The organism is Acidimicrobiia bacterium, from assembly GCA_035471805.1.
GTDB lineage: Bacteria > Actinomycetota > Acidimicrobiia > Spongiisociales > JAHEDJ01 > JAHEDJ01.
Genome location: DATIPS010000001.1, coordinates 12,699 through 38,671, shown reverse-complemented (window position 1 = coordinate 38,671; position 25,973 = coordinate 12,699). Strand labels below are relative to the sequence as shown.

Below are 25,973 nucleotides of genomic sequence, written 5' to 3'. Positions count from 1 at the left end.
TTTCGTCGGCCCACCACCGGGAGGGCCGACGATCGCCTACAGGACGAGCTCGGCCAGCGTTCGCAGTGTTGTCAGATCCGTCAGGCCGACGAGGAGCGACGTGACCCCCGACTCCTTCCACGCCTCCAGACGATCCCGCACCATTTCGCGCGTCCCCACCAGACTGGTCAGATCGACGAGTGCATCGGGAACGGACGCGATGGCTTCCTCTTTGCGCCCGGCGAGATAGAGGCTTTGAATCTCCCCCGCCTCTTTCTCGAAGCCGTAGCGTCCGGCCAGATCGCTGTAGAAGTTGCGGTTCTTCGCCCCCATCCCGCCTATGTAGAGGGCCAGATACGGTTTGATCTGAGCGCGGCCTGACTCGAGGTTGTCGGTTATGACCGCCGAGACCGTCGGGGCAACGTCGAACGCGGCGCGGTTGCGCCCACCGCCCGACCGCGCGAAACCTTCTTCGAGATGAGGCCAGAAGACGTCTCGAGCATGCTCCGGCGAGAAGAAGACCGGTAACCAGCCATCGGCGATCTCTGCAGTCAAAGCCACGTTCTTGGGCCCGATCGAAGCGATGTATACAGGGAGATCCGGCCGGGTGGGGCGACCGATGAGCATCAACGGCTTGCCCAACCCTGTCGCATCGACCCCCTGGTAGGGGATCTGATAGTGGATGCCATCGTGCTGGAGGCGCTTGCGGCGCTCCAACACCCGACGCACTATCGACACGTACTCGCGGGTCTTTCCCAGCGGCTTGCCGTACGGAACGCCGTGCCAGCCTTCGACGACCTGCGGACCGGACATGCCGAGCCCGAGCCGCATCCGCCCGCCGGACAACTCGTCGAGCGTATACGCAGTCATGGCGGTCATTGCCGGCGTCCTGGCGGGCATCTGAAGAACCGCAGAACCGAGATGTATCCGTTCCGTCCTGGCGGCCAGCCAGGAGAGAACGGTTACCGCGTCAAAACCCCACGCTTCTGCCGCCCACACGGAGTCGTAGCCGAGCCGTTCCGCCTCGGTAACGGCCTCTTCAGCACCAACGCCCGCGTAGCCCAGATTGAGTCCCAACCGCAATGATCCACCTCCGCAGCTGCACATGCTACGTTGTTGTCGGGAAGAGCGGATAATGATGCCGGTACGCAGACTCACGCGCAGCGCCGGCGCCGCCGGAGTGGCGCTCTTTGCTGTGCTGTGGATGGAGCAGCAGTGGGCGGCCCACCACGACTTCCCATCGTTCCCCGATCTCGATCCGTCCGGGGAGTTCGGTGATCCGAACCGGCCGCTCCGGACGCTGGGACTGCTCGGCGACAGCACCATCACCGGCCCGGGTCTCGATTCGGCCGACGAGATCTGGGTGCGACAACTCATCCCCCAACTGACGGATCGGTACCGGATCCGGATCGACAGCTTCGCCTTCGGCGGGGCCCGGTTGAACGACGTCTTGCACACGCAGATCGAGGAGACGTCGACCGGGTACGACATGGTGCTGGTCTCCGCGGGCTCCAACGACGCTCTGCGCGGCATGACCCAGCTGCAGATGCGCCAGGTCCTGAGGGCCATCTGTTCCGCATTGCTCGAGCGGTCGAAGACGGTCGTGCTCGCCGGCGCCGGGGACATCGGCACTGCACCGAGGCTGCCCTTCCCTCTGAGCGCCATAGCGACCTCGCGGGCCAGAGCCACCCATGCATCCCATGGCCGTGCCGCGGCTGAGAGCGACCGAATCTTCCACATCCCCATGTGGGAGCTGACGACGGCCACCTACCGTTCGGACAAGCACCTATTCTCGGAAGACAGGTTCCATCCGAACAAACGCGGCCATGCGGTATGGGCGGAGGCAGCACTGCCAACCATCCTCGAAGCACTCGAGTTCTCGTCCGCGCTCCCGGACCGCCCGCCGGCGGCAGACCAGGTGTTTGAGGACCGTTGAGCGAGCACCTCTAGACTCACCCGATGCCAGATCGATCCGCGCTTGTGCGCCGCAAGTTGACCGGCGTCCTCTTCGGCGGAGTCGGACTCACGAGCACCGGTTTCATCGCGGCCATCACGGTCGCAGGCCTGGCCGCCGAAGACCTGACCGGCTCATCCAATCTGGCCGGCGTTCCGGCCGCCGCGTCAACGATCGGAACCGCCTTGGGGTCGACGATCCTCGCCTCGGCAACGGTCCGTTTGGGCCGCCGGCCGATGCTCATCGGCGCCTACGCCCTCGCCGGGGTCGCTGCGGCAACGGCGGCTCTCGCCGTAGGATCGGCGTCTTTCGCACTACTCATCTTCGCCATGTTCTCGCTCGGGTTCGGCAACAGCGCCAGCCATCTGACTCGCTACGCGGCGGCCGACCTCCATCAACCCAGCCGCCGTACCGCAGCCATCGGATGGATCGTGTGGGCGAGCACGATCGGCTCTGTAGCCGGCCCCAACCTGCTCGGAGTGTCGGCCGACCTCGCGGAAGGATCGGGTCTCAGGGCATTCTCCGGGCCGTACATTGTCGCCGCCCTGGCCTTTCTCGGGGCGGCCGGTTTCTACGGGGTGTTCCTGCGGCCTGATCCACTGAAGATGGTGGTGTCGGACGACGGAGAGCAAGGCCCATCTTCTGAACCGCGGGCGGCCCTGGCACGAATGCCGCGCGTTCAAGTAGCCGTCGCCTCCATGGTTACCAGCCACTTCGTAATGGTCTTGATCATGGCGATGACGCCCATCTTCCTTAGAAATGGGGGCGCCGGACTCGAGATAGTGGGCATCGTCATCTCTGCCCACACGTTGGGCATGTTTGCCCTCTCCCCCCTCACCGGGATCCTCGGAGACCGGTTCGGCCGGCCGCAGGTGGCCGCCGGCGGCATGGTGATCGTGCTCGTTTCCGTTGCGCTGGCGGGAACGGCTCCGGCCGATTCGACGGCAACACTGGTGGCCGCGCTCTTCCTGCTCGGCCTCGGATGGAACTTCGCTTTCATCGGCGGAAGCGCCATCCTGACGGAAGGATTGAATATCGACGAGCGGCTTCGACTCCAGGGAGCCGTCGATGCTTCGGTGTGGCTGTCGGGGGCGGCGGCCAGCCTCGCCTCCGGGATGGTTCTCGCCGCCGCCGGCTACGCCTATCTCAACGCCCTCGGCGCAGTTCTGCTGGTTGTTCCCGCCGGGGTTTTCATGCATCATCGATCCGTATTCGCCCGCCGGCGACCGGCTACGCTGCCCTGATGCTCCTGTGGATCAAGTCGCCGTTTCGCACCGTGCTGGCGATCACCGTCGCCGGGCTGGCGACCTGGATCGCCGCGTGGTCGGTCACATTCCTCGCCTGGCGCGACAAATCCGCAGAGCGCATCGAGAGAGTGATCAACTGGTGGGCGCGCACCATCCTCGCCGGTGCCGGAGTCACGCTCTCCGTTGCCGGACAGGAGCATGTTGATCCGACTCGTTCCTATGTGGTCGTCTCCAATCACCAGGCTGCCCTCGACATACCGGCCCACTTCTTGGCCCTGCCGGTGCCGATCAGGTTTCTGGCCAAGAAGGAACTGTTCGGTGTCCCGATCCTCGGCACCGCCCTGCGCGCCATCGGAATCGTCGAGGTCGATCGCCAGGCGGGGGCGGCGGTGCACGGGCAGATCAACTCGCATTCGGCTGAGGTGATCCGACGCGGGCACTCGATCCTCGTATACGCGGAAGGTACCCGTTTCCGGGACGGGAAGGTTCATGCGTTCAAGCGGGGTGCCTTCGCTATCGCGATCGATTCGGGGCTTCCCATCCTGCCGGTGATGGTCCACGGGGGCCACCTGGTGTGGCCGCAGCGCAGACCGATCTTCGGAGGGCCGATGAAGGTGACCATCTCTGAGCCAATCGAAACCTCCGGGCTCACCCGCAGGGACGTTGTAATGCTGCGGGATCTCACGAAACAGAAGATCGAGGAGATGGTCGAAGCTGCGGGCGATTGACGGCGAGACCCGCCGTTCCGGTGATTGCGGGGCGAACCGGTCGCGGTCCGTTCAATCGTAGACCCCAACGACAAAAGCGAAACCGTCCCGCACTTCGCACAACAGCGCAGCAGCAGAAGTAACGATCTGATACCGGTCGACCCTTTCCTCACCTTCCCACCAGCGACCGGTCAGAGACCATGGCCCTGCCCAAGTGATCACCGTTTCCCATCTGCTTCGCAAACGAATCCGGACGGGAATGCCGCCATCCCATTCGACTTCAATCGACTGCGGCTCGGGCGGGACAAGCACCGGGGTTGGTGACGGCACCCGCCCCGGCCAGGGAGCCCTCGGATCGCGGTGCGGTACGGATGGTTCCTCACCCCAGCGGAACCAGGCCACCTGCTCGGAAGGCCTCCTTCCACCCTGTGCCTGTGCTTGGAGCACCGCGTCAGGGCCGACCAGGGATTGCGCACGATGGAGAGCCCTGAAGGCCTCGAGCCGGGTAGCCGTGTCTTCCTCGAGCGACAACTGGCGTCCGGCATCGGAGAGGTCTGCCGGTTGAAGGCGGAGCCTCACGATTCCGCCCGAAACACCTGCAGTTTCTATCCAGGCCCTCAACTGCCACCAGACGCGCTCGGCGAGACCATGCTCGGTGAAGGGATCGGCACTTCGCCATACTCTGATCCTCTTCGTACCATCGGCCGCCCAAACCGAAACTTCAACCCGATAAGGAGCTGCCCCGCACTCATCGAGTATCGCGACCAATCGCCCGGCAAGGGCACGGGCTGCAAAACCTGCCTGGTCGAGCGACTGAAGCGGCTCCTCATAGAACTGCTCTACCGAAAGGTCCTCGGGTACCTCTCTTGGAGCCACCATCCTGTCTTCCCCGCTGGCAAGCCGGTGAACAACCAGCCCCGGCTCACCGAACCTCGAGGCCAAAGCTTCTCTTGGGAGCTGCGACAACTCTCCCAGCGTCCCAATTCCCAACCATCTGAAGGTTGCAACGAGGTCCTCATCTGGAAGTGCATCAACTGTGAGCCCGGCCAGGAACGCAACATCATCTTCGACAAACAAAGGCGTTTCGGTGGCGAGAGCTGCGGCTCGCCTGGCCGCGAAAGGGCCTTGGGCAACACCCAACCTCCCCCCCGGCCACTCGGCGATTCGATCAGACATCCTTTCAACGAGCGGACGTTCACCCCCGTAGTAACGAAGAGCGCCTTGAATGGGAACGAAGACAAGACCGGGTTCGACCACCTCGACCTTCGGCACGAGGTCCTCGATGGCGACGACGACCTTCTCAAAGTCCGTTGTTTCGAATCCGGTGTCCCGTTCGAGCACCACTGCACCGGGACACAAACCTTCTGCCTCCCTGCGAGACATACCCTGCGCTACACCGGAGCTACGTGCCTCTGGATTTGCAGCCAAAACGCGAAACCCGCCGGTCTGCTGCTGAACGACAAAACAGGGCCTATCCGGTGGCGCGTCCTGCCGCCGGAGCGACCATTCCGGCCACCACACGCAAAGGGTTCTCGCCATCTTCCTCCACCTCTATGAGTCGTTCGATGCCACCCATCCCTTTCCCCCATGCACGCATCTGGAGATGCCGGCGCCTCAGACATCCATGTCCAGCATCTGCACCATTCCACTTCACCTCCTCTGATTGGAGGGACAGGTGCGACACACCGGATGGAAGCCGACCGTCGAGGGGCCTCAGCAGAAGTGCCCCCCCTCGCGATCTGGCCAAGGCGGCCAATCGCCGCAGATGAGCGTCGGGTATCCCCACCGGCACTTCTGCAAATACCGCTTGTAGACCCTCAAGTAATGCGGCTACCACCTGAGGCCACTGGAGACGTTCCCTGCTCCTCACGAATACCAGATGCTCAGGATCTATACCGACTTCGAACGCCGCGATCGGTGAGATCCACCCGCGCACATCGACAACCGCTACCGGTGCAATTCGTGACAAATCAACAAGCAGCGAAAGCCCCAGCCTCGTCAATCCTCCACCGGCAGTCCCGAGCAAACCTATGGTCCGGCCGGGCTCTGCCCGGAGGTCCCAGCCCGTACCTCCCGGCTGCATTGCCGTCCGCACCGTCGCTGTCTCATCCACCCGCATGTCCTCAGAAAGGACTCTCCATCATATCGAACATATGTTCGATCTGCCAAGTGGGATCACCCTCTGGAATGGCTGCGTCGTGTCGGGCTGCGGCCTGTGGCCGGCCCGGCATCAACCATGGGCAATCACCAACCACCAGGTACCTTCAGACCCGGACCGCTTGAAAACCCACGGCTATTACTCCAAACTCATCGCATGCGTTCAGACGCCACCACCGTCGATGACTATCTGGCCGCCCTTCCCGAGGGGCGCCGCGCCGCAATCGAGACGGTGCGCGACACGATTCTCGCCAACCTGCCGGACGGCTATGAGGAAGCCATCAACTGGGGAATGATCACCTACCAGGTTCCGATTGCCACCTTCCCGGACACATACAACGGTCGACCGCTCATGTACGCGGGACTTGCTTCGCAGAAGAACCACATGGCCGTCTACCTGACCAGCATCTACGCGCTGCCCGGAAAGGCCGGGGAGTTCGAGGCCGCCTACCGGGCAACCGGGAAGAGGTACGACGTTGGCAAGTCGTGCGTCCGGTTTCGCAAACTGGACGATCTTCCTCTCGACCTGATCGGCGAGACGATCGCAGCCGTCGACGTCGAAACCTTCGTACGCGACGCCGGGGCGGCCGGGAAGACGCGCAGGAAACCTTCGTAAGGCCGTTTCCCGGCCATCGGGTCCGGCGCCGGACGTCGAACCACAGGAGTGACGTGACGGTCGCCTGCTGCGCCGGCCCTGCCCGCCGCCGCTCGAGAACCCGCCAAATCGTTCCTCAGGCGAGTAGCGTTTCCGGCATGAGACGCATATCGAAGTGGAAGGTCGCGACGTTGTTCATGCTGTTCGGCGCGCTCCTCCTGATGGGTACCGCTGCACAGGCGGCCGTCGAGGGTGGGTGCAGCGGCACCGTGACGATCGGCGGTGCGACCTACACAGAAGCAAACGATTCTCCGTCCAACCCGATTGTGATCCCGGACGAGGAAGGCCTCATCGCGTCGTGGACGGGCTCGACCGGCAGTGTGATAAAGGACTTCAAGGGCGAACTGGGGGTCGTGATCGGCCCGAGCAGCATCGTCTTCGCCGACTGGGAGGGCCCCAACGACGACGAGGAAACGGATTCGAAGGGCGACTACGCGGTCGACGACGCAAAGGATCAGATCCCGGTCAGTCTGGTCGGCCTCTACGAGGTCGGCGGGTTTCATCGCGGTGAAGGCGGCGACTGCGAGGGGAGCGTGATGATCCTGCTCGAAGGCAACCCGCTTACCACGCCCGTCGGCGCCGGATCGGCTGCCGGGGCAGTCCTGGCACTCGTCGGTGTCCTATCCGCGGGGAGGGTTCAGGCATGAGCGGCCGTCCGGTTCTCGGTTCTGTCTCGGGGCTCTTTCTCGGCCTATTCGCCGCAGTGCTTCTCCAGCAGTACGGGGTTCGCCCGCTGGACACATTGAGCGTGATCGGTTTGCCGGTCATCGGCCTTGTCGTTGGTCTCGTGTTCTCAATGTGGGCACCGTTCGGCCGGAGGTAGACGGCGGACGCGGTTCGCCTGCATGGCCGCCCGGAGACGAGCGGCGGACCGATGAGACCGTTGGAACCACCGCCGACGCTGCGCAGGGCCCGAGGGCTTCGCCGGGAGATGGCACCTGCCTGTGCCCGGACGCCGGCGGGTCCGACCGGCAGGTAAGCAGCCGGGGCGTCCGCCGCTCTGTATGCTCCCGCTGATGATGCGCCTCGCTTTCTTCGTAATTGTCCTCGGTCTGCTTTCGACGGCCTGCGGGGAGGACGTCGCGGAGTCCACGACGACTCCGACGACGGCCCCGGTGATCGGGTCGTCGACGGTGGCAACGACCACTCCTCAAGTGACTCCGCCTCCCACTCCCCCATCCGAAACGTCCACGACCGAATCCACCGGGGTCCCCGAGACCACGACAACGACGACTGCTCCAGACGTCACACTCCTCGAAGTGGTGGTAGTCGCCGGAGAAGTTGCGGACCTGAGAGCCGCACTCGACGACGAAGTACGTCTCACCTTCTATTCGGAGCAGGTGAACGAGGTGCACCTGCACACCTACGACCTGCACGCCGATGTCGGGCCGGACAAACCTGCCGTCATCGAGTTCGTAGCCTCGATACCCGGCATCTTTGAGATCGAGTTCGAGCAGGGTGGGACCCTGATCGCCGAGTTGCGGGTGGATCCATGACCAGGGCGGCCCGGGCGGGGGTCTTGGTGGGCCTCGTCGGTCTGAGCGTGGCGATTCCGGCTCCGGCTTCGGCTCACGGAATAGGGGGGAGGGCAGATCTGCCCGTTCCGCTCGGGTACTTCCTGGTCGGTGCGGGTATCGTGCTCGTGGCCTCGTTCGTCGCCCTGTCGTTTCTCTGGAAGGAACCCCGGCTCCAGAACGGTCCGGAGGCGGGACCGGAGTTGTACCGCGTGGATGGGTGGCCTGCAAAGAGTCTCTCGGTCATAGGCGTAGTTGCTCTCCTGCTGGTCATCGGCGCCGGGTTGTTCGGCGTCCAGAACGGAACTCGCAACATGGCTCCGGCAACGGTCTGGATCGTCTTCTGGCTGGTAGTTCCGTTCCTGGCCGCCCTCGTCGGCAACATATACACACCGCTGAACCCCTGGAGATCGCTGTACGGATGGATCCTGTCCGGCACCGAGGAGCGGCGGGATCTGCTCACCAGGTGGGGCGTCTATCCGGCGGCCGGGGTGTTCTTCGGATTCACCTGGCTCGAGCTGGTCTGGCCGGATTCGGGTCGTCCGCGCACACTGGCGGTGGCAGCCCTGATCTTCAGTTTCTACGCACTGGCGATGGCCGCCTGGGCCGGGCCCGGGACGGGCCTCCAAATTGGTGATCCGTTCACGACGTACAACCGGCTGATCAGCGCGATTGCTCCTTTCGGTCGGAACTCAGATGGGCGACTGGTCTGGCGGGGATGGACACGGGCTCTGCCGGTCTTGCCTGCGTGGCCGGGGCTGACTCTCTTCGTCGTCTTGATGATCGGGACGGTGAGTTACGACGGATTGTCCTCGACGTCGTGGTGGCGCGATCTCCTTGGTGAATCATCCGGGACGATGTGGGCGGAGACTCTGGGGATGGTCACGATCGTCGCACTGATAGGAGGCGCCTACTGGCTTGCCTCCCTGGCGGCCGCCGCATTGAGCGGAATCGAGCGGCGGGCGGGATCATCGGCGGCATCGTTCGCTCACACTCTCGTTCCCATCGCCCTTGCCTACGCGTTCGCTCACTACTTCACACTGGTTCTCTTTGAGGGGCAACTGTTCATCTCAACGATGTCGGACCCATTCGGCCTGGGATGGAATCTATTCGGAACCGCGGGTCGCGATGTGAGTTACTGGCTGTCCCCCGAATCGGTCTGGTATGTGCAGGTTGCGGCCATAGTGCTCGGCCACGTTGCCGGTGTGATACTCGCCCACGACCGTGCACTGGCCGACTTCCCCGCCAAGACTGCGGTCCGCAGTCAGTACGCCATGCTCATATTGATGGTCTTGCTGACGAGCCTCGGCCTGACGATCCTCGCCGCCGGATAGCAGCAGGCGTCTTCGGACCGGGTGACGGATGGAGAGGCCGGTCAGTTTCGCTCTTCGAGTTCCTCCAGCGTCTTCGGCCAATCGTCTTTGAGTAGCCGGGACAGCGAGCGGTCGGCCAGCAACTTGCCGCCGGTCTGGCAGGCCGCGCAATAGTTGGTCTCGTTCGACGCGTAGACGATGCGCTGAACCTTCGATCCGCATACCGGGCAGGGCAGGCCATACTTGCCGTGCACTGCCATGTCCGGCCGGAAAGCCGTGACACCTTTGTCGGGAAACCCGTCCCCGACCTCTTCACGAAGGCGGTCGGTCCATTCGATGAGCAGGCGTTGTGTGGCGACGAACAGACGCTCGATCTCCGCCTCTGTCAGCCGGTTCGTCAGTTTGACCGGCGACAGCCGGGCGGCATGGAGGATCTCGTCCGAATATGCGTTGCCTATTCCGGAGAAGATCCGTGGATCCGTGAGAGCTCGCTTTAGCGTTCGGTTCTCACGCGTCAGCCTCTCCGCGAAGGCCCCAAGATCGGCGCCGAGCGGTTCGATTCCACCCCTGTCGTGCTCGGCCAGGGACCCCTCTCCCCTCACGATCCACATGCCGGCCCGCTTCCTGGTGGAGGCCTCCCGAAGAATCAGCGTACCGTCTTCGAAGTCGAGTCCGGCGAGCCCGACCTTCTTCGGAACGGCGCTACCGGGCTTTGCCCAGGCCAACCGGCCGGACACCATGAGGTGGATGATCAGGAATAGCTCGTCTGCGAACTCGAAAACGATCCGTTTGCCCACTCGCCTCAACCCGCAAACGACTTGCCCTTCCAGCGCCGATGTCGGCGGATCGTAGGTCCGCATCAGTTGCGGAGCCGTCACCCGCACCCGGCGAAGAGTCTCGCCGACCACGCGCTTTTCCAGTGCCTCGATATAGACGACGATGTCGGGTAGCTCCGGCATTTCACGCAAGACGCTAGCGGTGACCCATCGGCGTCGCGCCCGGAGTTTGCGAGGCCGGATCCGGATGACCATCGGCAATGGGCAATCGTGGCGGGAATGCCACCGACACCAGGCGTGCACGCAGGAGCGTGGGACGCGGCGGGTTCGCCGTCAGTCGACCCGCCGCGCTTCCAGCGAGGCCACCAAGTCGATGTAGGCCTGCATCGCGTCATCCTTGGTCATTCCGGCAATACTCGCCCATGCGTCGTACTTGGCGCGTGCGACGAAGTCCATCATGCCGGGCCGTTTCCCCGTCACATCACCGCTGCTCCCCTGCTTGAAGAATGCATACAACTTGAGCAGATCAGCATTGTCGGGCTTCTCCGCCAGCAGTTGAACGGATTCGGCAGCAGCTTCGAATCTTGTGGATAGATCGGACATGACAACTCCTTCAGAGATCAGTTTGTTCGCGCCACCACTTCACCATGGAGGACGGAGAACGTGGCGTCCGGTTCGGCCGCCCAAACCTGCAGGGCCGCTCCGAGGCTCCGCACTTCCGGCTCGCTTGCGACGCCGAGTTCCTCAACTCGATCCACATACTTGGAAACACTCGTCCTTTCGGTCCAGAGGTTTGCCCACCGCTTGCGTTCCTCGGGAGTCGAGTAGCTCCAGCTCGACGTGGTGTAGGTCGGATTCGTGAATCCTGCCCTCTGAACCCAGGCCAGGAGGCGCCGGCCCGCGTCCGGCTCCCCTCCGTTGGCCCTCGCCACAAGTGCGTAGATCTCGAAGAATCGATCGATGTCCGGATCGTGGGGGAAGAACGTCATCGTCCCGTAGTCGGCATCACGCACGGCGACGACCCCTCCCGGCCGCAAAACCCTCCGAAACTCCTGCAAAACCAAGACCGGATTCCCCATGTGCTGGAGCAACTGATGCGCAAATACGACATCGAACGACCCGGCTCCATGACTGAGCCCGTAGACATCTGCCTGCTCGAACGTCACATTGGGCAAATCATCGGCGGCGGCACGGGATCGAGCGTGCTCGAGTACGGTCGCCGACGAATCGACACCCACCACCTCGCCGTCCGGCACCCAACGACCCAGACCACACGTGATTGACCCCGGCCCACAACCGGCGTCGAGGATGCGCATTTCGGGCCGTAAGAGATGCTTGACGAAAGCGGCAGCTTCCTCCGCCGTTCGACTGCCGTGCGCATCCAAGACGACCTGATCATGCGAGTGGGTGTATATCTCGCGCGCCATGCCGGAAGTATGGCAGCCACCGCTGACTCAACCGGCCACAGTGGACCACCGGGAGTCCCGGAACCAACCGGAGTGTCGAAACGGGTCACGCCGAGAAACCACTCTCCAGCGCGGCTCGCCTCACAGACTCGAGGAGGATCGTCCATCGGGGCGATGTAATGTTCGTCACCGCCTCGACCATCGGCCCGTGCCGGGTACCCGTCCTGATGTTCGTAGAGCCGTCTCATGTCGTCCAGGACCCGGGTTGTCGGGGCAGCACAAACAATCAATCGAGGGCCGCACCAGAACGGTGCGGCCCTCTCGAGTGACCGGGTTTTCCCACACGGAGAACCCTACCTATTCAGATCCCGCCTGAGGCCGAACCTTTCATCGAGACGCTGGTTACGATCAGTCGTCGAGGCCGGACTCAAACTGGTCTTCGAACGAGACCACGCGACGACCGGGCTTGTCACCACCGCGGTCGTTCCCGCGGTCACGGTCGTTGCCACCATCACGGCGGCGAGCTGCGTCGCGGCTCCCGCCGTCACGGTCCCGACCACCGCCGCCCTCACGGCCACCACGGTCACGATCCCGACCACCGCCGCCCTCACGGCCACCACGGTCACGATCCCGACCACCGCCGCCCTCACGGCCACCACGGTCACGATCCCGACCATCGCCGCCCTCACGGCGACCACGGTCACGGTCGCCACTGTCACGGCGACTGCGATCGCGGTCGCCGCCTGCCGGACGCTCACCGGCGCCCTCCTTCGGCTCGAGTGGCACGGCCAGATCGAGGTTGACCTTGCCGGCCCGGTCGATCTCGCGCACATTCACCTTGATCTTGTCGCCCAGGGCGACGTAATCCTCGACTCGCTCGACCCGACGCTCCGTATCGAGCTTCGAGATATGAATGAGACCGTCACGACCAGGGAGGATGTTGACAAACGCACCGAAGCTGGTGATGTTCACCACCTCGCCGTCGTAGGTCTCTCCGACCTCGGGTTCCGGCGGGAAGGCGATCTGCATCACCTTCTCCTTGGCGAGTGCCAGGCTGTCACTGTCGTTCGTGCCGATGCGGACGATGCCGAAAGCGCCGTCTTCCTCGATCTCGATCGTGGCTCCGGTCACCTCTTCGAGTTCCCGGATGTTCTTGCCCTTTGGCCCGATGATCTCGCCGATCTTGTCCTTGGGTATCTGCACCGCTTCGATGCGCGGTGCCCAGGGGTTCAGCTCGCTGCGGGGCCCATCGATCACGTCGGCCATCGCCTGCAGAATCGCCAGCCTTGCTTCCTTCGCCTGGTCCAGCGCGCCTGCGAGCACCTCGGAAGGCAGACCCGAAATCTTCGTGTCGAGCTGCAGGGCGGTGATGATGTCGGCTGTGCCTGCCACCTTGAAGTCCATGTCCCCCAGGGCGTCTTCGGCGCCGAGGATATCGGTCAGAGTGGCAAAGCCTTGCTCGTGTGCGATCAGGCCCATAGCGATTCCCGCCACGGGGGCGATGATCGGTACGCCGGCATCCATCAGCGAGAGACTCGATGAGCACACAGAGGCCATAGAACTAGAACCGTTCGACGCCAGCACCTCGGAAACGAGGCGCAATGCATACGGGAACTCATCGGCGGTCGGGATGACCGGGAGAACGGCCTTCTCCGCCAGGGCCCCGTGACCGATCTCGCGACGCTTGGGACCGCGCATGAAGCCGGCCTCACCCGTTGAGAACGGCGGGAAGTTGTAGTGGTGCATGTAGCGCTTGGATTCCTCGATCGAGAGGGTGTCCAGCATCTGCTCCATCTTCAGCATGCCGAGGGTTGCCAGATTGAGCACCTGGGTTTCGCCGCGCTGGAAAAGTCCCGAACCGTGGGTGCGGGGCACGACGCCGACATCGACCGTCAGCTGGCGTATGTCGCGCAGCCCGCGGCCGTCGAGCCGGATACCGTCGTTGACGACTCGCTCACGCATCATCTTCTTGATGACGCTGCGCGCGGCCTTCTTGGCCATGGCGAGCTCGTCCTCGTCTTCGATGGCGAGCTCCGCCAGAATCGCTTCAGTGGCTTCGTCCTGTGCGGCGTTCCGCTCCTGTTTGCCGGCGATCAACACGACCGGCGCATACTTGGGCCTGGCAACGGCTTCGACCCGGGCTGCAAGCTCATCGGTGTAGTCGACGGCCAGGGGCCAGTCGTATTCGGCGATCTCGACCTGATCGGCGAGTTCCTTCTGAAGGTCGATCAGCTGAGCGATGTAGGCCTTGGAGGCCTCCATGCCACGGGCCACGGTGGCCTCGTCGCTCGGCGGTTGACCATCTTTGATGAGACGAACCCCGTCTTCGGTGGCACCGGCCTCGACCATGATGATGTCGATCTCACCGTTTGCATTTCGTCCACCCGCGACGGTCAACTCGAAGACGGAGCCTTCTAGTTCTTCATAGGTAGGCAAAACGGTCCACTCACCGTCTTTGAGCGACATGCGAACCGCGCCGACCGGTCCCTCGAACGGAATCGACGAGACACTCAAGGCCGCCGAAGCGCCGTTGAGCGAGATGATGTCGTAGGCGTTGACGTTGTCGACCGACAAGATCGTCGCAACGACCTGGGTCTCACAGCGATAGCCCTCCTTGAAAGACGGCCGCAGCGGCCGGTCGATCAAACGACAGGTCAGAATCGCTTTCTCCGTTGCACGACCTTCGCGCCGGAAGAACGAACCGGGAATCTTCCCGGCCGCGTACATGCGCTCTTCGACGTCCACCGTGAGGGGGAAGAAGTCGATGCCTTCACGCATCGTCTTGTTGGCTGTTGCAGTGACGAGCACCACTGTGTCGCCGAGGCGGATGGTGACTGCACCATCGGCCTGCCCGGCAAGTTTGCCGGTCGTGATGGTGACCTCTTTGTCACCGATCACTCCGCGTACCGTGTATTCGGGCACGCTATCTCCTCTTGTCTGGGAGGCGTGCCAATGGCCAGTGGCGGTCGCTCCATTCCTGAAGCGGTCGCCACTGACAACTGGACACTGCCCCCGTTGTGTTTCGAGATGATCCCGGCGAATTGCCGGTACTGGGATGTCGGACCCGAGTGGGGTCAAACGGCGAGGAAGCGGCCGAAGCCGCTTCCTCGAGAACTATCGGCGCAAGCCGAGACGTGCGATCAGCTGTCGATATCTCTCGACATCTTCACGCTTGAGGTAGTTCAGCAAGCGGCGGCGCTTGCCGACCATCATCAGCAGGCCACGCCGGCTGTGGTGATCGTGTTTGTGAGTGCGGAGATGATCGGTCAGATGGTTGATGCGGTCGCTCAGGAGGGCCACCTGGACCTCCGGTGAGCCGGTGTCGCTGTCGTGCTGACCGTACTCCGAGATTATTTCTTTGGTCGTCTTCATTTCACGCTTCGCTGCAGAGGTGGAAGGGAACGGATGGGAGTGTAACACCTCCGAGCCCCTGAGGGGCAATTGAGAGCTCGCGGCGAGTCCGCGGTCACCCATACCTCGACCGGCCGGGGCGGGTCCAGAAACGAGGCCGCCACCCCCGGTCGCCGAGCTTCCCGCACCGGAGAGCACCTTCCTCGGCCTCTCGAGCGCAGCCGCATCGACCGCCTGCCGTTACGCCAAGGCTCTGCGAGCATCCGTGACGTCGTGCTCGATCTGCTCCACCAACTCGGCAACTCCAGAGAACTTCATCTCGTCGCGCAGTCGCCGTTCGAAGAGGACGCCGATTATCCGTCCGTACAGTTCATCCTCGAAGTCGAGCAGATGGGCCTCAACGAGTTCGTTTTCACCGTCGAAGGTGGGGCGCACTCCGACGTTGACGACCGCCGGGTGCAGGTGTGCGCCCACCCGCACCCTGGCCGCGTACACCCCGCGCGCAGGAATCGCCATGCCGGACGGAGGAACCACGTTGGCGGTGGGGAATCCGATTGCCCGCCCCCGCCGCTCGCCGCCGACGACCGCGCCGCGCAACTCAAAGGCCCGTCCCAGAGCCTGCCGAGCGTTCTCGACTGCGCCGGCTGCGACCATTGCCCGGATGCCGGAAGATGAGAGCGGTCCGTCACCCTCCAGCAGCGGCACGACATCGACCTCATAACCAAAGGCGGCTCCCCCTGCTCGCAAGGCATCGATGTCGCCCGCCCGTTCGTGCCCGAATCTGAAGTTCGATCCCACCGCCACCACGCGTGCTGCCAACCCGCGAGCCAGTACATCACCGACGAACTGCTCGGGCGTCATGGTTCTCACCTGCTCGAAGGGAAGCACTCCGACGGTATCGACACCCAGATAGTCGAGAATCTCGATCCGCTGGTCGATGGACGTGAGCAGACGCGGCGCACGATCCGGTGCCATTACCGCCACCGGATGAGGGTCGAAGGTGAGAACGGCTCGAGGAATGCCGCCCAATGCCACTGCCCGCTCCGCCAGATCCGACAACACCGTCTGATGACCCAGGTGGACGCCGTCGAAGTTGCCGATGGTCACCGCAAACCCGGATTGGCGCGGTTCCGGCCATGTTTTCGGGTCTCCTCGGAGAACTCTCATGGAAAGACCACCTCGGATCGAGCCTTGCCGCCGGCATGCGAATAGACGGCCAGCATCCGGCCCTCCCGATCGATCACGCAAAACGGGCCGTCCGGGAATCCCTGCGAAACGAGGTCCGGAGAAAGAGGGCGCCCGTTCCGCACCCCGACTGCGACGCCACCGTCGACCGAAATGTGCGGGAGCTCTTCGAGCAGCACGTCCCGCATCGAAACGGCGGCCGACCCGGCGTCGGCCAGGCTCTCGAGTTGCTCGATCGTGTGTGCCTGCTCGACCGTGAGTCGCCCGATACGCGTCCGCCGCAGAGCGGTCAGGTGGGCGTGCCCGCCCAGAGCTCTGCCCATGTCGTCGGCGAGCGTACGGATATAGGTTCCGCTGCCGCAATCGACCCTGAACGTCACCTCCGGGTAGAGACCGGGCGCAAAATCGAGAATCTCAATCGATCGAACGTGCACCGGCCGCGCCTGCCGTTCCACCTCTTTGCCCTCGCGAGCCAGGTCGTACAATCGGCGGCCGTCGATCTTCAGAGCCGACACCATTGGCGGCACCTGCATGATTTCACCGATGAACCGTGGAAGCACGGATCGCAACTCGTCTTCGTCGAACTCCATCGGCGAGCGACTCAGAACGGCGCCATCGGCGTCGAGGGTGTCTGTTGCCACGCCAAACTGCGCCGTGGCGAGGTAGGTCTTGCCAGCATCTTGCACGTAACGGATCGCCCGCGTCGCCCGGCCCAATCCGAGCACCAGGAGGCCGGTCGCCATCGGGTCGAGCGTTCCGGCGTGGCCGACCTTCTTCTGGTCGAGCAGCCGGCGCACCTTTGCCACGACGTCATGAGAAGTCCATCCGCCTTCCTTGTCGACGAGCATGAACCCGTCAATCACGTTCGAGTTCCCCCGCCGCGGCGGCCTCCTCCTGTTCGATCTCGTGCAGAATCGAAGCAATGTGTGCCCCCCGCTCGATCGCCTCATCGACGACGAAGGCGAGGCTGGGGGTGTATTTCAGGCGTATCTCCTGTCCCACCTCGGTCCTGATCTTCGAAGCCGCAGCCGTCAGGGCCTCGAGCGATGAACTGGTCTCTTCGGGTTTGCCGAGCACCGAGAAGAACACGCGGGCGCTTCTGAGGTCGGGGGAAGTCTCAACCCCGGTAATCGTGACGAAGCCGAGACGCGGGTCTTTGAGGTCAGCAACGTGCTCGGCGATGGCTTGCTTGAGCATCGAGTCGACCCGCCGCATTCGATCTCCGCGACTCATTCCGGATCCTCCAGATGACTCACGCCGACCCGGACAACCTCCAGATCGACTCGTTCACTGAGCATTCGATGCACCGTCGCGATGCGCTGCTCAAGCTCCCCGCCGGTGGCGGCGACGATTGCAACTCCTACGGTAGACCGTTGCCAAGCGTCGTGGTCGCCTACCTCGGCGACAGAAAGGGACATTCGGTTTCGGAGGTCGGCGATGAACGACTGAAGAACCCGCCGCTTGGCCTTGAGCGACCTGGCTTCCGGAATACGGATTTCGATCCGCAGTGCTGCGGCATGCATAGCGCTCAGGTGCGGGCGACTTCGCGGACTTCGTAGACCTCGATGACGTCTTCTTCCTTGATGTCGTTGAAGGTCTCGAAACCTATCCCGCATTCGTAGGCCGCCGATACCTGGCGAACGTCTTCTTTGAACCGACGCAAGGAACCGATCCGGCCGTCGTGGATGACCACACCGCCCCTGAGCACTCTGGCCCGGGACCCGCGCAGAATCTCGCCTTCGGTGACATAACATCCGGCGATGTTGCCCGCTCTCGGTGTCCTGAAGATTGCTCGTACCTCGGCGGACCCGATGACGGCCTCCACCTCGTCCGGAGCGAGTTTCCCGACCAGCATCTGCTCGATCTCGTCGAGCATCTCGTAGATCACCCGATATGTGCGGATCTCAATGCCCTTTTCCTCGGCCGACCTGCGGGCTTTGGCATCCGGACGGACGTTGAAACCCACGATCACCGACTCGGTTACTTCTGCAAGGCTGACGTCGTTCTCAGAGATACCGCCCACTGCCCCCTGGACCAGCGTGATCTTGCCGCCCTGGCGGCCGATCTTGGCGACGGATTCGCGAATGGCCTCGAGCGAACCATGTGCATCTGCCCTGATGATCAAGCGGAGGTCCGCCTCATCCTGGGTCCGGAGTTGCTCGAGCAGTTGGGCGAGACGCTCGCGAGCGGTCGGAATGACCTGCTCGTCCGATCTGAGCTGCTCCATAGCTTTGGCCGCCTGATTCCGTGCCTCGCGTTCGTTCTTGAGAACCTGAAACGCGTCGCCGGCAGTGGGGACCTCGGACCAGCCCATAACCAACACGGGTGTGCTGGGTCCCGCTGATTGAACCTTGTCGCCCGTCTCGTCGAGCATCGACCGAACGCGCCCCGACACCGGTCCGGCGACGAGCGCATCGCCCTGTTTGAGGGTGCCACGTTGAACGATCACCGTCGCCACCGGCCCGCGCCCGACATCGAGCTGGCTCTCGACCACCACACCCTCCGCGCGGGGTTTCGGGTTACCTTTGAATTCCTCGAGCTGCGCCACCAGGTCGATCATCTCGAGTAGATGGTCGACTCCCTCGCCGCTCTTCGCGGAGAGTTCGACTGTGATGACATCTCCACCGAGTTCCTCGGCTATCAGCTCGTACTCGGTCAGCTGGGCACGGATATTCTGCGGGTCGGCGCCGGGCAGATCCATCTTGTTGATTGCCACGATGATCGGAACCCCGGCTGCCTTGGCGTGACTGATGGCCTCGACGGTCTGCGGCATCACGCCGTCGTCGGCGGACACGATCAACACAACGATGTCGGTCACCTCTGCACCGCGGGCCCGCAACGCGGTGAAGGCCTCGTGGCCCGGAGTGTCGAGGAAGGTGATCTTGTTGCCGTTCACATCAACCTGATAGGCACCGATGTGCTGGGTTATTCCACCGTGCTCGCCGCCGACGACATTCGTGTGGCGGATATAGTCGAGCAATGTCGTCTTGCCGTGGTCGACGTGGCCCATCACGGTGACGACCGGCGGGCGCCCGACCAGGACGCTCGGATCATCGTCGTACACCTTCTTCGGTCGAACGCGTGATCCGGTCCGGGTCGCAGGATCGGCGGCGACGACCTCGATCGTGACGTTGAAGTGATCACCAAGGAGCTCCAGGGCATCTTCGGGAACAGGAGTGGAGGAGCCGACCATCTCGCCCATCTGGATGAGGGCCCTGACGATCTCCGTGGCCGGCTGTCCGATCAGCTCAGCCAGGCCTTCGGGGGTGATCCCCGAGGTCACCGAGACCGTGGGAGCAGGAGCCGATTCTGGCTCCGGTTCTGCTGAAAGTGCCGGTTCGGCCTCGAGCTCGGCCTCAGGTTCGAGAGTGGCTTCCGGCTCGGGAGCGGATTCGACTTCGGGCTCGGCCTCCACCTTCTGCTTCGGAGCCGGTTGAACTTGTTCAGCGGCCGAATAGGACTGTCTGACTCTTTCGGCTGCCTCGGGCTCTACTCCGGAGGATGCAGTCTTGGCTTCAATTCCCAGGTCCAGGACGCGCTGGAGCACATCCTTCGATTCCAGCCCCAACTCACGGGCCAACTCATATATTCGAATCTTCGCCACTATCTCTCCGCGCTATTCGTCTTCGGTAGGAGTGTCGCCGTCTTCGGCGGTCTCGCCAAACTGCTCATCTGCCGCATCCTCAGCCGCGTCGTCGTCGACGCCGTCGACTTCGGGTTCCGTGACGTCCGGATGCGCCTCGGACGCGTCGGCCTCCTCCTCACCCACGTCGGTCGGGGAGACGTCGACCGCAGTGGTCTCCAGTCCTGTCCGGTCCGGAGTCACCTCGGCGGGATCTTCCACCACAATCGATTCAGACTCAGGATCATCCAGGGCAGAGGACCCTGCGAGGTTTGCAGCTGCCGCGTTGCTGTCTTCCAGGTCCGACCGGATGTCGACCCGGTAACCGGACAAGCGGGCCGCAAGGCGCGCATTCTGCCCTTCTTTGCCGATCGCCAGCGACAGCTGGTGGTCGCTGACTATCACCACCGCCGTCTCGTTGGCCTCATCGATCCGTACCTCCTGAACCTTGGCAGGTCCGAGAGCCTCCGCAATGAACTGAGCCTTGTCCTCTCGCCACTCGACCACGTCGACCTTTTCGCCGCGCAGTTCGTTGACTACCTGCCGCACACGCGACCCGCGCGCCCCGACACAGGCACCCTTCGGATCGACATTCGGATCATTCGAGGAAACCGCGATCTTCGTTCGATTGCCCGGCTCGCGAGCGATCGCCTTGATCTCGATCGTTCCATCGATCAACTCCGGTACCTCGAGTTCGAGCAGGCGGCGAACGAAGTCGGGATGGCTCCGGCTCACGACGATCTGGGGGCCTTTTGCCTCGTTACGAACCTCGAGCACGAAAGCCTTGACGCGATTACCGCGCTCGAGCCGTTCATATGGAATCCGTTCCGACCCGGGCAGGAGCGCTTCGGCATCACCGAGGTCGAGAATCGAGTACCGGTAATCGACCTGCTGGATTATCCCGGTCACCAGATCACCTTCGCGACCTTCATAGACATCGAAGACCTGATCACGCTTGGCCTCGCGAAGCCGCTGAGCGATGACCTGCTTGGCCGTCTGGGCGGCAATACGCCCGAAGTCTTCCGGAGTGTCCTCCCACTCCTTCGTGACGTTGCCGTCCTCATCCAAATCCTGGGCGTAGACCACGATGTCGCCACTCCCCGAATCGATGACGACGCGCGCCTCCTCGGCGGCTCCCGGACTTCGCTTGTAGGCCGAAACGAGAGCATTGGCCAGGGCGTCGAGAATAGTGTCGACCGGCACGCCGCGCTCGCGCTCGAGTAGTTCGAGTGCTTCCATCACCTGTGCGTCGATTTTCATTTCATCAGCTCCTAGCGGGCTTCTTGCCGGGCTTCGGTGCCCGCTCCCAGCGGAACACCGTCCGTGCCGACCCAACCTGGTCGAACTCGATCCGCCGACTCTCGCCGTCGACCTCCAACACAATGCCATCATCATCAGACGCAACGAGGACGCCCTCATGGCGGCGCAGCCCTTCGACTTCTGTTCGCGTCTTCACCGTGATCTCCTTGCCCACCGACTTGCGATAGTGAGCGGGGCGGCGCAGCTTTCGCTCGAGACCCGGCGACGTCACTTCGAGTGTGTACGAACCGTCAAGATCGGATTCGTGATCGAGCAACCTCGAAATGCCCCTGGACAACTCGGCGAGATGGTCCACACCGACTTCCGGTCCATCTATGACGACGCGCAGAATCCTGCCTCTACCCTGACCCAGCATCTCCAGATCATCGAGTTCCAGGCGTTCTGCTCCTAGATAGTCGCCAATGAGCTCTTCCAAGCTCGAAGGTACGTCGCTCAACCTGTTTTTCTCCACACAAAGAAAGCGGGCACGGCCGCCCACTTCCGCGTAGCGTCCTCATTTGTCCCCACAAGTATAACCCCACGGGTGAAAGCGCCCGGCGCCCCGCCGCCGGCCGTCAAAGATGATCCGGCTCTACCCCCGGATCAGCGCGCTCAGATGAGCCACGGCGTCCTCGAGAGCGACCTCTTCGGTGGTTCCGCTCGCCCGATCCTGGACTTCGACAATGCCTTTCTCGAGCCCGCGCGGACCAACGGTGACCCGAAAGGGAACACCGACCAACTCGGCGTCGGCGAACTTCACACCCGGACGGTCGTCTCGATCGTCGAGAATCGTTTCCAGGCCCGCAGCCCAGCATTGATCGTAGAGCCGCTCACCGGCCTCCAGCGATCCGGGGACGTCGGTACGAAGCACGGTTATCGCAACGGCGTAGGGAGCGATAGCCACAGGCCACACGATCCCCTTCTCGTCGTGATGAGTCTCCACCACCGCGGCGATGTTCCGCTCGAGGCCGATGCCGTAGGAACCCATGATCACGGTCTGAGCCTCGCCGGCCTCATCCAGGACGCTGATACCGAAGGCGTCGGCATACTTGGTTCCCAGTTTGAAGATGTGCCCGACCTCGATCGCCTTGAAGACCTCGAGCGACGAACCGCAGGTGAAACAGGCCTCCCCGTCGGAGATCTCTCGAAGATCCATCCACTGTGAAACCTCGATATCCCGTTCAACGCTCACGCCACGGAAATGAAAGTCATCATCGTTGGCACCGGTGACCATGTTGTACCTACCGGCCAGAGCCCGGTCGGCGATGATCGGAAGGTGCTCGACACCCACCGCCCCGAGGCTGCCCGGATCGGCGCCGAGGGCTGCTCGTATCTCCTCGGGGTGGGCCGGCCGAAACTCGACTGCACCGGTTCCATCCTGGAGTTTCTGCTCAACGAGAGGATGGTCACCGCGCAACAAGACCAGACTCGGCTCTCCCTCGAGGATGTAGACGAGCGTCTTGATCTGATGATCTCCCGGTGCTCCGCCTTCGAACGCAGCCAGATCGTCAATCGTCCGGACGCCGGGCGTTGCGAACTTCTCGATTTCGCGATGCTCCAGACCGTCATCGACGTCGTCGACCCGGGAGGTGGCCCTCTCCATGTTGGCCGCGTAGCCACACGAACGACAGAAGACCACGTCGTCCTCACCTGAGTCGCTGCGGACCATGAACTCGATCGAATCGCTCCCGCCCATGGCCCCGGATGACGCCTCTACCGGAACCGCGTCGAGGCCCAACCTCGCAAAGATCCGTTCGTATGCCTCGTAATGGCGCTGGAAAGACGCGTCCAGACCAGCAGGATCGATGTCGAACGAGTATGAGTCCTTCATCGTGAACTCACGGGTGCGAAGGACGCCTCCCTTGGGGCGGGGTTCATCCCGAAACTTTGTCTGAATCTGATACCAGAACTGCGGCAGATCCCGATAGCTGCGAAGTTCGAGCGACAGCGTCCCGAAGATCTCCTCATGGGTCATCCCGAGCGCCAGGTCGACATCCTTTCGGTCGCGCAGGCGGAACATCTCGTCGCCCATGATCTCCCAGCGCCCGCTCTTCTGCCAGACCTCGGCCGGGTGAAGGGCGGGCAACAGGAACTCTTGACCACCGATGCGGTCCATCTCTTCGCGGATAACCGTCGCCACCTTGGAACGGACGCGAATCATCAGCGGCAGCTGCGAATAGGCGCCGGCCATCAACTGGCGGACGTAACCGCCTCGCACCAGTAGCCGGTGGCTGATGGCTTCGGCGTCGGCGGGATCATCACGGAGGGTGGGAATGAAGGCTTGCGACCAGCGCATGGATCTCTCGAGTAGGGGAAACGGGGAGGTTAGTCAGCTCGGCAGCAGAGTAATGAACAAGAGGGGCCGGCGCTTTCGTGTTTCGCGGTGGGTCTTCGTATTTGCAGAGACCGGATCCTGCCAACCGGCTAATCAGACTTGGCGATCTCCGCGACTCGGGCCCGGCGGCTTTGTGCGTTGTTCGCATCACCCTGCATCTGGAGCAGCTCCTCCGCAGCCTCCGCGGCGAGTTGCCCGGCGATTCCGTCGGCGGCCGCCAGGCGCGCTTCCACGCCCTCATCCAGCAATTTCTGAGCCTCGTCGAGCAGCGCATCCACCATTTCTGCCTCGGGAACTACCCGCACCACCTGGCCCTTGATGAAGAGGTGGCCTTTCCCGCGACCGGCCGCGATTCCGATGTCGGCCTCTCTTGCCTCCCCGGGGCCGTTCACCACGCACCCCATCACGGCCACCTGGATCGGCAGGTTGGCTTCTTCGAGGCGCCTCTGCGCCTCACCGGCTACCTCGATCACGTCGACCTCCGCCCGGCCGCAGGACGGGCAGGCGATGAGGTCCAGGCCGGCCCTCTCGCGCAGCCCGAGGTATTCGAGTAACTGCCGGCCGGCCTTGGCCTCTTCGACCGGGTCGGCTGTGAGCGAGAACCGGATGGTGTCGCCGATGCCTTCGAGTAGAAGTGTCGCGATGCCGGCGACCGACTTGATCAGACCGCCCGGTGGAGGCCCGGCCTCCGTGACACCGAGATGGAGCGGGTATTCGACCCTTTCACTGAGGAGGCGGTACGACTCGACCATCGTCGGCACGTGAGAGTGTTTGACAGAAATCTTGATGTCGTGAAAACCGACGTCCTCCAGGTACCGGATCTCGGTCTGGGCGGACTCGACCAGCGCCTCCGGCACGGCCGATCCGTACTTGGCGAGGAGGTCCTTGTCCAGCGAACCGCCGTTGACGCCGATTCGAATCGGGACACCACGCTCCCCTGCCGCGCGCGCGACCTCTTTGATGTGGGCTTCGTTGCGTATGTTCCCGGGATTCAGTCGCAGAGCGTGCACACCGGCTTCGAGAGCGGCGAGTGCAAGCTTGTACTGGAAGTGGATGTCGGCCACGATCGGCACTGGTGACCGGGGAACAATCTCGGCGAGTCCCTGCGCGGCGGCTACGTCGTTGCAGGTTATGCGGACGATGTCGGCTCCGGCACCCGTAAGCGCATACACCTGTGCGAGGGTTCCGTCGACATCGGCGGTCTTGGTCGTAGTCATCGATTGAACAGTGACCTCTGCACCGCCACCGACCGGGACCGATCCGACATGAATGCGGCGGGTGTTACGGCGGTCGACCATCAGAACTGGATCGGCTGAACGATGTCGAGCAGGATGCTCACGAATCCGATGAACACCATCAGAAGGATCACGGTGGCGGCAATCGGCACCAGCTTCTGAATATCGGCCCGCTTTTTCGTGATCTTCTCGTACAGGGCGACTGCGAAGTGCCCTCCGTCGAGCGGAAGCAGTGGAAGAACGTTGAACGCCCCGAGGATGATGTTGAAGACACCCAGGAAGGCGATCAACGTACCGACACCGATGACGTCGGACTGCGAACCCACCTGGGCGATACCGATCAGGCTCACCGGACGGATCTCGTCGGGTACGGGCGCACCGAAGATTCCTTTGACGAGTTGAGCCAGCGACGACGGTTTGAATACGTTCCAGAGGGTCTTGTATGCCTCCCCGGTGATCTCGACGACTTCCCGGCCGGCGATGCCGGCCGCCGAGAAGAATCCGACGTCGACTCGTTCGATGACGGGAGCAACACCGAGATATCCGGATGGTTCGGAACCGCCCGTATCCACCGATGCGAGCGTCGCCGTCAAGGTTCGCCGTTGGCCGCCCCGACTGATGACGATCTCGACCTCTTCGCCCGGGTGAGCGGCGATGGCGGACTGGACTTCCGGCCACGTTTCGGTGGCCTCACCCGCAACCGACAGGAACTCATCGCCCGACTTCAATCCGATAAGAGCTGCCGGCGCGATCTGATCGGTTCCATCCATCTCGGCCCTCACCTCATCGACGATGGGTTGGATCTCGACCATTCCGTTGACGGCAAACAAACCGGCGAAGATCAGATAGGCGATGGCGAAGTTGGCGGCGATGCCCGACAGCACCACGACGCTCTTCTGCCAGAAGGGCTTCTCCCGGTAGGTGCGACCGATGTCTTCAGGGTCGACCTCCTCGAGAACGCTCATACCGACGATGCGAACGTAGCCGCCCGCCGGAATGGCCTTCAGGCCGTACTCGGTCTCGCCCCTCTGGATCGACCAGATGCGCGGTCCAAAACCCACGAAGAACTCGCTGACCTTGATCCCGAGGGCTTTGGCCGCGAAGAAGTGACCCGCCTCATGGGCAAGAATGAAGACCACAAACGCGGCCAGCATCGATAGGGCACCGGTCATGCGAGCTCCACGGTACCTGAGCTGCGGCACAACCTGTTTCTCCGCAATGCTGTTGCGCGTGGCGCG

26 protein-coding genes are annotated in these 25,973 nt (G+C 63.2%); 8 read left to right on the top strand and 18 right to left on the bottom strand.

The window, feature by feature from the left end:
• Window positions 1-36: 36 nt before the first annotated feature.
• Window positions 37-1,062 (bottom strand): LLM class F420-dependent oxidoreductase, encoded by a 1,026-nt coding sequence (locus VLT15_00200; protein ID HSR43634.1) that lies wholly within the window; start codon window positions 1,060-1,062, stop codon window positions 37-39.
• 55 nt (window positions 1,063-1,117) lie between these two features.
• Here VLT15_00200 and VLT15_00195 point away from each other — a divergent pair, with 55 nt between their 5' ends.
• The 3 genes from VLT15_00195 to VLT15_00185 are packed head-to-tail and all read left to right on the top strand — an operon-like array spanning window position 1,118 to window position 3,908.
• A complete protein-coding gene (locus tag VLT15_00195; GenBank protein HSR43633.1) occupies window positions 1,118-1,915 on the top strand; it encodes a GDSL-type esterase/lipase family protein in 798 nt (265 codons plus the stop codon).
• Between the two features lie 23 nt (window positions 1,916-1,938).
• Window positions 1,939-3,177 (top strand): MFS transporter, encoded by a 1,239-nt coding sequence (locus VLT15_00190; GenBank protein ID HSR43632.1) that lies wholly within the window; start codon window positions 1,939-1,941, stop codon window positions 3,175-3,177.
• Window positions 3,177-3,908 carry a lysophospholipid acyltransferase family protein gene (locus tag VLT15_00185; GenBank protein HSR43631.1) on the top strand — a complete coding sequence of 244 codons (732 nt, stop codon included), beginning with the start codon at window positions 3,177-3,179 and terminating at the stop codon, window positions 3,906-3,908. Before VLT15_00190 ends, VLT15_00185 begins: the two co-directional genes overlap by 1 nt.
• 51 nt (window positions 3,909-3,959) lie before the next feature.
• Here VLT15_00185 and VLT15_00180 read toward each other — a convergent pair whose 3' ends face one another.
• Window positions 3,960-5,426, bottom strand: coding sequence for a DNA polymerase Y family protein (locus tag VLT15_00180; GenBank protein ID HSR43630.1), 1,467 nt, complete (start codon window positions 5,424-5,426; stop codon window positions 3,960-3,962).
• A complete protein-coding gene (locus tag VLT15_00175) occupies window positions 5,359-6,000 on the bottom strand; it encodes a hypothetical protein (GenBank protein ID HSR43629.1) in 642 nt (213 codons plus the stop codon). The genes VLT15_00180 and VLT15_00175 overlap by 68 nt, the downstream gene beginning before the upstream one ends.
• Window positions 6,001-6,201: 201 nt before the next feature.
• Here VLT15_00175 and VLT15_00170 point away from each other — a divergent pair, with 201 nt between their 5' ends.
• From VLT15_00170 to VLT15_00150, 5 genes are all read left to right on the top strand, one after another.
• Window positions 6,202-6,660, top strand: a complete 459-nt coding sequence (locus VLT15_00170) for a DUF1801 domain-containing protein (protein ID HSR43628.1) — start codon at window positions 6,202-6,204, stop codon at window positions 6,658-6,660.
• 137 nt (window positions 6,661-6,797) lie between these two features.
• On the top strand, window positions 6,798-7,346 hold the full coding sequence (locus VLT15_00165; protein HSR43627.1) for a hypothetical protein: 549 nt from the start codon (window positions 6,798-6,800) through the stop codon (window positions 7,344-7,346).
• The gene (locus VLT15_00160) at window positions 7,343-7,522 is read left to right on the top strand and encodes a hypothetical protein (protein HSR43626.1); all 180 of its coding nucleotides are present in this window, start codon (window positions 7,343-7,345) and stop codon (window positions 7,520-7,522) included. Before VLT15_00165 ends, VLT15_00160 begins: the two co-directional genes overlap by 4 nt.
• Window positions 7,523-7,715: 193 nt before the next feature.
• A complete protein-coding gene (locus tag VLT15_00155; protein HSR43625.1) occupies window positions 7,716-8,195 on the top strand; it encodes a hypothetical protein in 480 nt (159 codons plus the stop codon).
• Window positions 8,192-9,547 carry a hypothetical protein gene (locus VLT15_00150; GenBank protein HSR43624.1) on the top strand — a complete coding sequence of 452 codons (1,356 nt, stop codon included), beginning with the start codon at window positions 8,192-8,194 and terminating at the stop codon, window positions 9,545-9,547. The genes VLT15_00155 and VLT15_00150 overlap by 4 nt, the downstream gene beginning before the upstream one ends.
• Window positions 9,548-9,588: 41 nt before the next feature.
• Here VLT15_00150 and VLT15_00145 read toward each other — a convergent pair whose 3' ends face one another.
• From VLT15_00145 to VLT15_00075, 15 genes are all read right to left on the bottom strand, one after another.
• Window positions 9,589-10,485, bottom strand: coding sequence for a DNA-formamidopyrimidine glycosylase family protein (locus VLT15_00145; protein HSR43623.1), 897 nt, complete (start codon window positions 10,483-10,485; stop codon window positions 9,589-9,591).
• Between the two features lie 150 nt (window positions 10,486-10,635).
• Window positions 10,636-10,905 carry an acyl-CoA-binding protein gene (locus tag VLT15_00140; protein HSR43622.1) on the bottom strand — a complete coding sequence of 90 codons (270 nt, stop codon included), beginning with the start codon at window positions 10,903-10,905 and terminating at the stop codon, window positions 10,636-10,638.
• 17 nt (window positions 10,906-10,922) lie between these two features.
• Complete coding sequence (locus tag VLT15_00135) at window positions 10,923-11,729, bottom strand: methyltransferase domain-containing protein (protein HSR43621.1); 807 nt, start codon at window positions 11,727-11,729, stop codon at window positions 10,923-10,925.
• Window positions 11,730-12,116: 387 nt separating this feature from the next.
• Window positions 12,117-14,630, bottom strand: a complete 2,514-nt coding sequence (locus VLT15_00130; GenBank protein HSR43620.1) for a polyribonucleotide nucleotidyltransferase — start codon at window positions 14,628-14,630, stop codon at window positions 12,117-12,119.
• A 192-nt stretch (window positions 14,631-14,822) separates the two neighbouring features.
• On the bottom strand, window positions 14,823-15,080 hold the full coding sequence (rpsO, locus tag VLT15_00125) for a 30S ribosomal protein S15 (protein ID HSR43619.1): 258 nt from the start codon (window positions 15,078-15,080) through the stop codon (window positions 14,823-14,825).
• A 219-nt stretch (window positions 15,081-15,299) separates the two neighbouring features.
• A complete protein-coding gene (locus tag VLT15_00120) occupies window positions 15,300-16,226 on the bottom strand; it encodes a bifunctional riboflavin kinase/FAD synthetase (protein ID HSR43618.1) in 927 nt (308 codons plus the stop codon).
• Window positions 16,223-17,107 carry a tRNA pseudouridine(55) synthase TruB gene (gene truB / locus VLT15_00115; protein ID HSR43617.1) on the bottom strand — a complete coding sequence of 295 codons (885 nt, stop codon included), beginning with the start codon at window positions 17,105-17,107 and terminating at the stop codon, window positions 16,223-16,225. The genes VLT15_00120 and truB overlap by 4 nt, the downstream gene beginning before the upstream one ends.
• Window positions 17,100-17,477, bottom strand: a complete 378-nt coding sequence (rbfA, locus tag VLT15_00110) for a 30S ribosome-binding factor RbfA (GenBank protein HSR43616.1) — start codon at window positions 17,475-17,477, stop codon at window positions 17,100-17,102. The genes truB and rbfA overlap by 8 nt, the downstream gene beginning before the upstream one ends.
• Entirely contained in the window at window positions 17,474-17,767 is a 294-nt protein-coding gene (locus tag VLT15_00105) for a DUF503 domain-containing protein (GenBank protein ID HSR43615.1), read from the bottom strand. Before VLT15_00105 ends, rbfA begins: the two co-directional genes overlap by 4 nt.
• A gap of 5 nt (window positions 17,768-17,772) precedes the next feature.
• Window positions 17,773-19,848, bottom strand: coding sequence for a translation initiation factor IF-2 (gene infB / locus VLT15_00100; GenBank protein ID HSR43614.1), 2,076 nt, complete (start codon window positions 19,846-19,848; stop codon window positions 17,773-17,775).
• A gap of 12 nt (window positions 19,849-19,860) precedes the next feature.
• Window positions 19,861-21,126: a transcription termination factor NusA gene (gene nusA, locus VLT15_00095; protein ID HSR43613.1), complete on the bottom strand. Its 1,266-nt coding sequence runs from the start codon at window positions 21,124-21,126 to the stop codon at window positions 19,861-19,863.
• A gap of 4 nt (window positions 21,127-21,130) precedes the next feature.
• Window positions 21,131-21,622, bottom strand: a complete 492-nt coding sequence (gene rimP / locus VLT15_00090) for a ribosome maturation factor RimP (protein ID HSR43612.1) — start codon at window positions 21,620-21,622, stop codon at window positions 21,131-21,133.
• A gap of 135 nt (window positions 21,623-21,757) precedes the next feature.
• A complete protein-coding gene (locus VLT15_00085; protein ID HSR43611.1) occupies window positions 21,758-23,461 on the bottom strand; it encodes a proline--tRNA ligase in 1,704 nt (567 codons plus the stop codon).
• 128 nt (window positions 23,462-23,589) lie between these two features.
• Complete coding sequence (gene ispG / locus VLT15_00080; GenBank protein ID HSR43610.1) at window positions 23,590-24,798, bottom strand: flavodoxin-dependent (E)-4-hydroxy-3-methylbut-2-enyl-diphosphate synthase; 1,209 nt, start codon at window positions 24,796-24,798, stop codon at window positions 23,590-23,592.
• The gene (locus VLT15_00075; protein ID HSR43609.1) at window positions 24,798-25,907 is read right to left on the bottom strand and encodes a M50 family metallopeptidase; all 1,110 of its coding nucleotides are present in this window, start codon (window positions 25,905-25,907) and stop codon (window positions 24,798-24,800) included. Before VLT15_00075 ends, ispG begins: the two co-directional genes overlap by 1 nt.
• Window positions 25,908-25,973: the final 66 nt, after the last annotated feature.

Bases quoted from the DNA above. Each gene is read 5' to 3' on its own strand.
- VLT15_00135 (HSR43621.1), bottom strand. From the start codon at position 11,729: ATGGCGCGCGAGATATACACCCACTCGCATGATCAGGTCGTCTTGGAT.
- ispG (HSR43610.1), bottom strand. From the start codon at position 24,798: ATGGTCGACCGCCGTAACACCCGCCGCATTCATGTCGGATCGGTCCCG.
- VLT15_00195 (HSR43633.1), top strand. From the start codon at position 1,118: ATGCCGGTACGCAGACTCACGCGCAGCGCCGGCGCCGCCGGAGTGGCG.
- VLT15_00140 (HSR43622.1), bottom strand. From the start codon at position 10,905: ATGTCCGATCTATCCACAAGATTCGAAGCTGCTGCCGAATCCGTTCAA.
- VLT15_00150 (HSR43624.1), top strand. From the start codon at position 8,192: ATGACCAGGGCGGCCCGGGCGGGGGTCTTGGTGGGCCTCGTCGGTCTG.
- VLT15_00075 (HSR43609.1), bottom strand. From the start codon at position 25,907: ATGACCGGTGCCCTATCGATGCTGGCCGCGTTTGTGGTCTTCATTCTT.
- VLT15_00160 (HSR43626.1), top strand. From the start codon at position 7,343: ATGAGCGGCCGTCCGGTTCTCGGTTCTGTCTCGGGGCTCTTTCTCGGC.
- VLT15_00185 (HSR43631.1), top strand. From the start codon at position 3,177: ATGCTCCTGTGGATCAAGTCGCCGTTTCGCACCGTGCTGGCGATCACC.
- VLT15_00165 (HSR43627.1), top strand. From the start codon at position 6,798: ATGAGACGCATATCGAAGTGGAAGGTCGCGACGTTGTTCATGCTGTTC.
- VLT15_00085 (HSR43611.1), bottom strand. From the start codon at position 23,461: ATGCGCTGGTCGCAAGCCTTCATTCCCACCCTCCGTGATGATCCCGCC.
- VLT15_00120 (HSR43618.1), bottom strand. From the start codon at position 16,226: ATGAGAGTTCTCCGAGGAGACCCGAAAACATGGCCGGAACCGCGCCAA.
- nusA (HSR43613.1), bottom strand. From the start codon at position 21,126: ATGAAAATCGACGCACAGGTGATGGAAGCACTCGAACTACTCGAGCGC.
- VLT15_00170 (HSR43628.1), top strand. From the start codon at position 6,202: ATGCGTTCAGACGCCACCACCGTCGATGACTATCTGGCCGCCCTTCCC.
- VLT15_00180 (HSR43630.1), bottom strand. From the start codon at position 5,426: ATGGCGAGAACCCTTTGCGTGTGGTGGCCGGAATGGTCGCTCCGGCGG.
- rbfA (HSR43616.1), bottom strand. From the start codon at position 17,477: ATGAGTCGCGGAGATCGAATGCGGCGGGTCGACTCGATGCTCAAGCAA.
- rpsO (HSR43619.1), bottom strand. From the start codon at position 15,080: ATGAAGACGACCAAAGAAATAATCTCGGAGTACGGTCAGCACGACAGC.
- VLT15_00155 (HSR43625.1), top strand. From the start codon at position 7,716: ATGATGCGCCTCGCTTTCTTCGTAATTGTCCTCGGTCTGCTTTCGACG.
- VLT15_00190 (HSR43632.1), top strand. From the start codon at position 1,939: ATGCCAGATCGATCCGCGCTTGTGCGCCGCAAGTTGACCGGCGTCCTC.
- VLT15_00145 (HSR43623.1), bottom strand. From the start codon at position 10,485: ATGCCGGAGCTACCCGACATCGTCGTCTATATCGAGGCACTGGAAAAG.
- VLT15_00105 (HSR43615.1), bottom strand. From the start codon at position 17,767: ATGCATGCCGCAGCACTGCGGATCGAAATCCGTATTCCGGAAGCCAGG.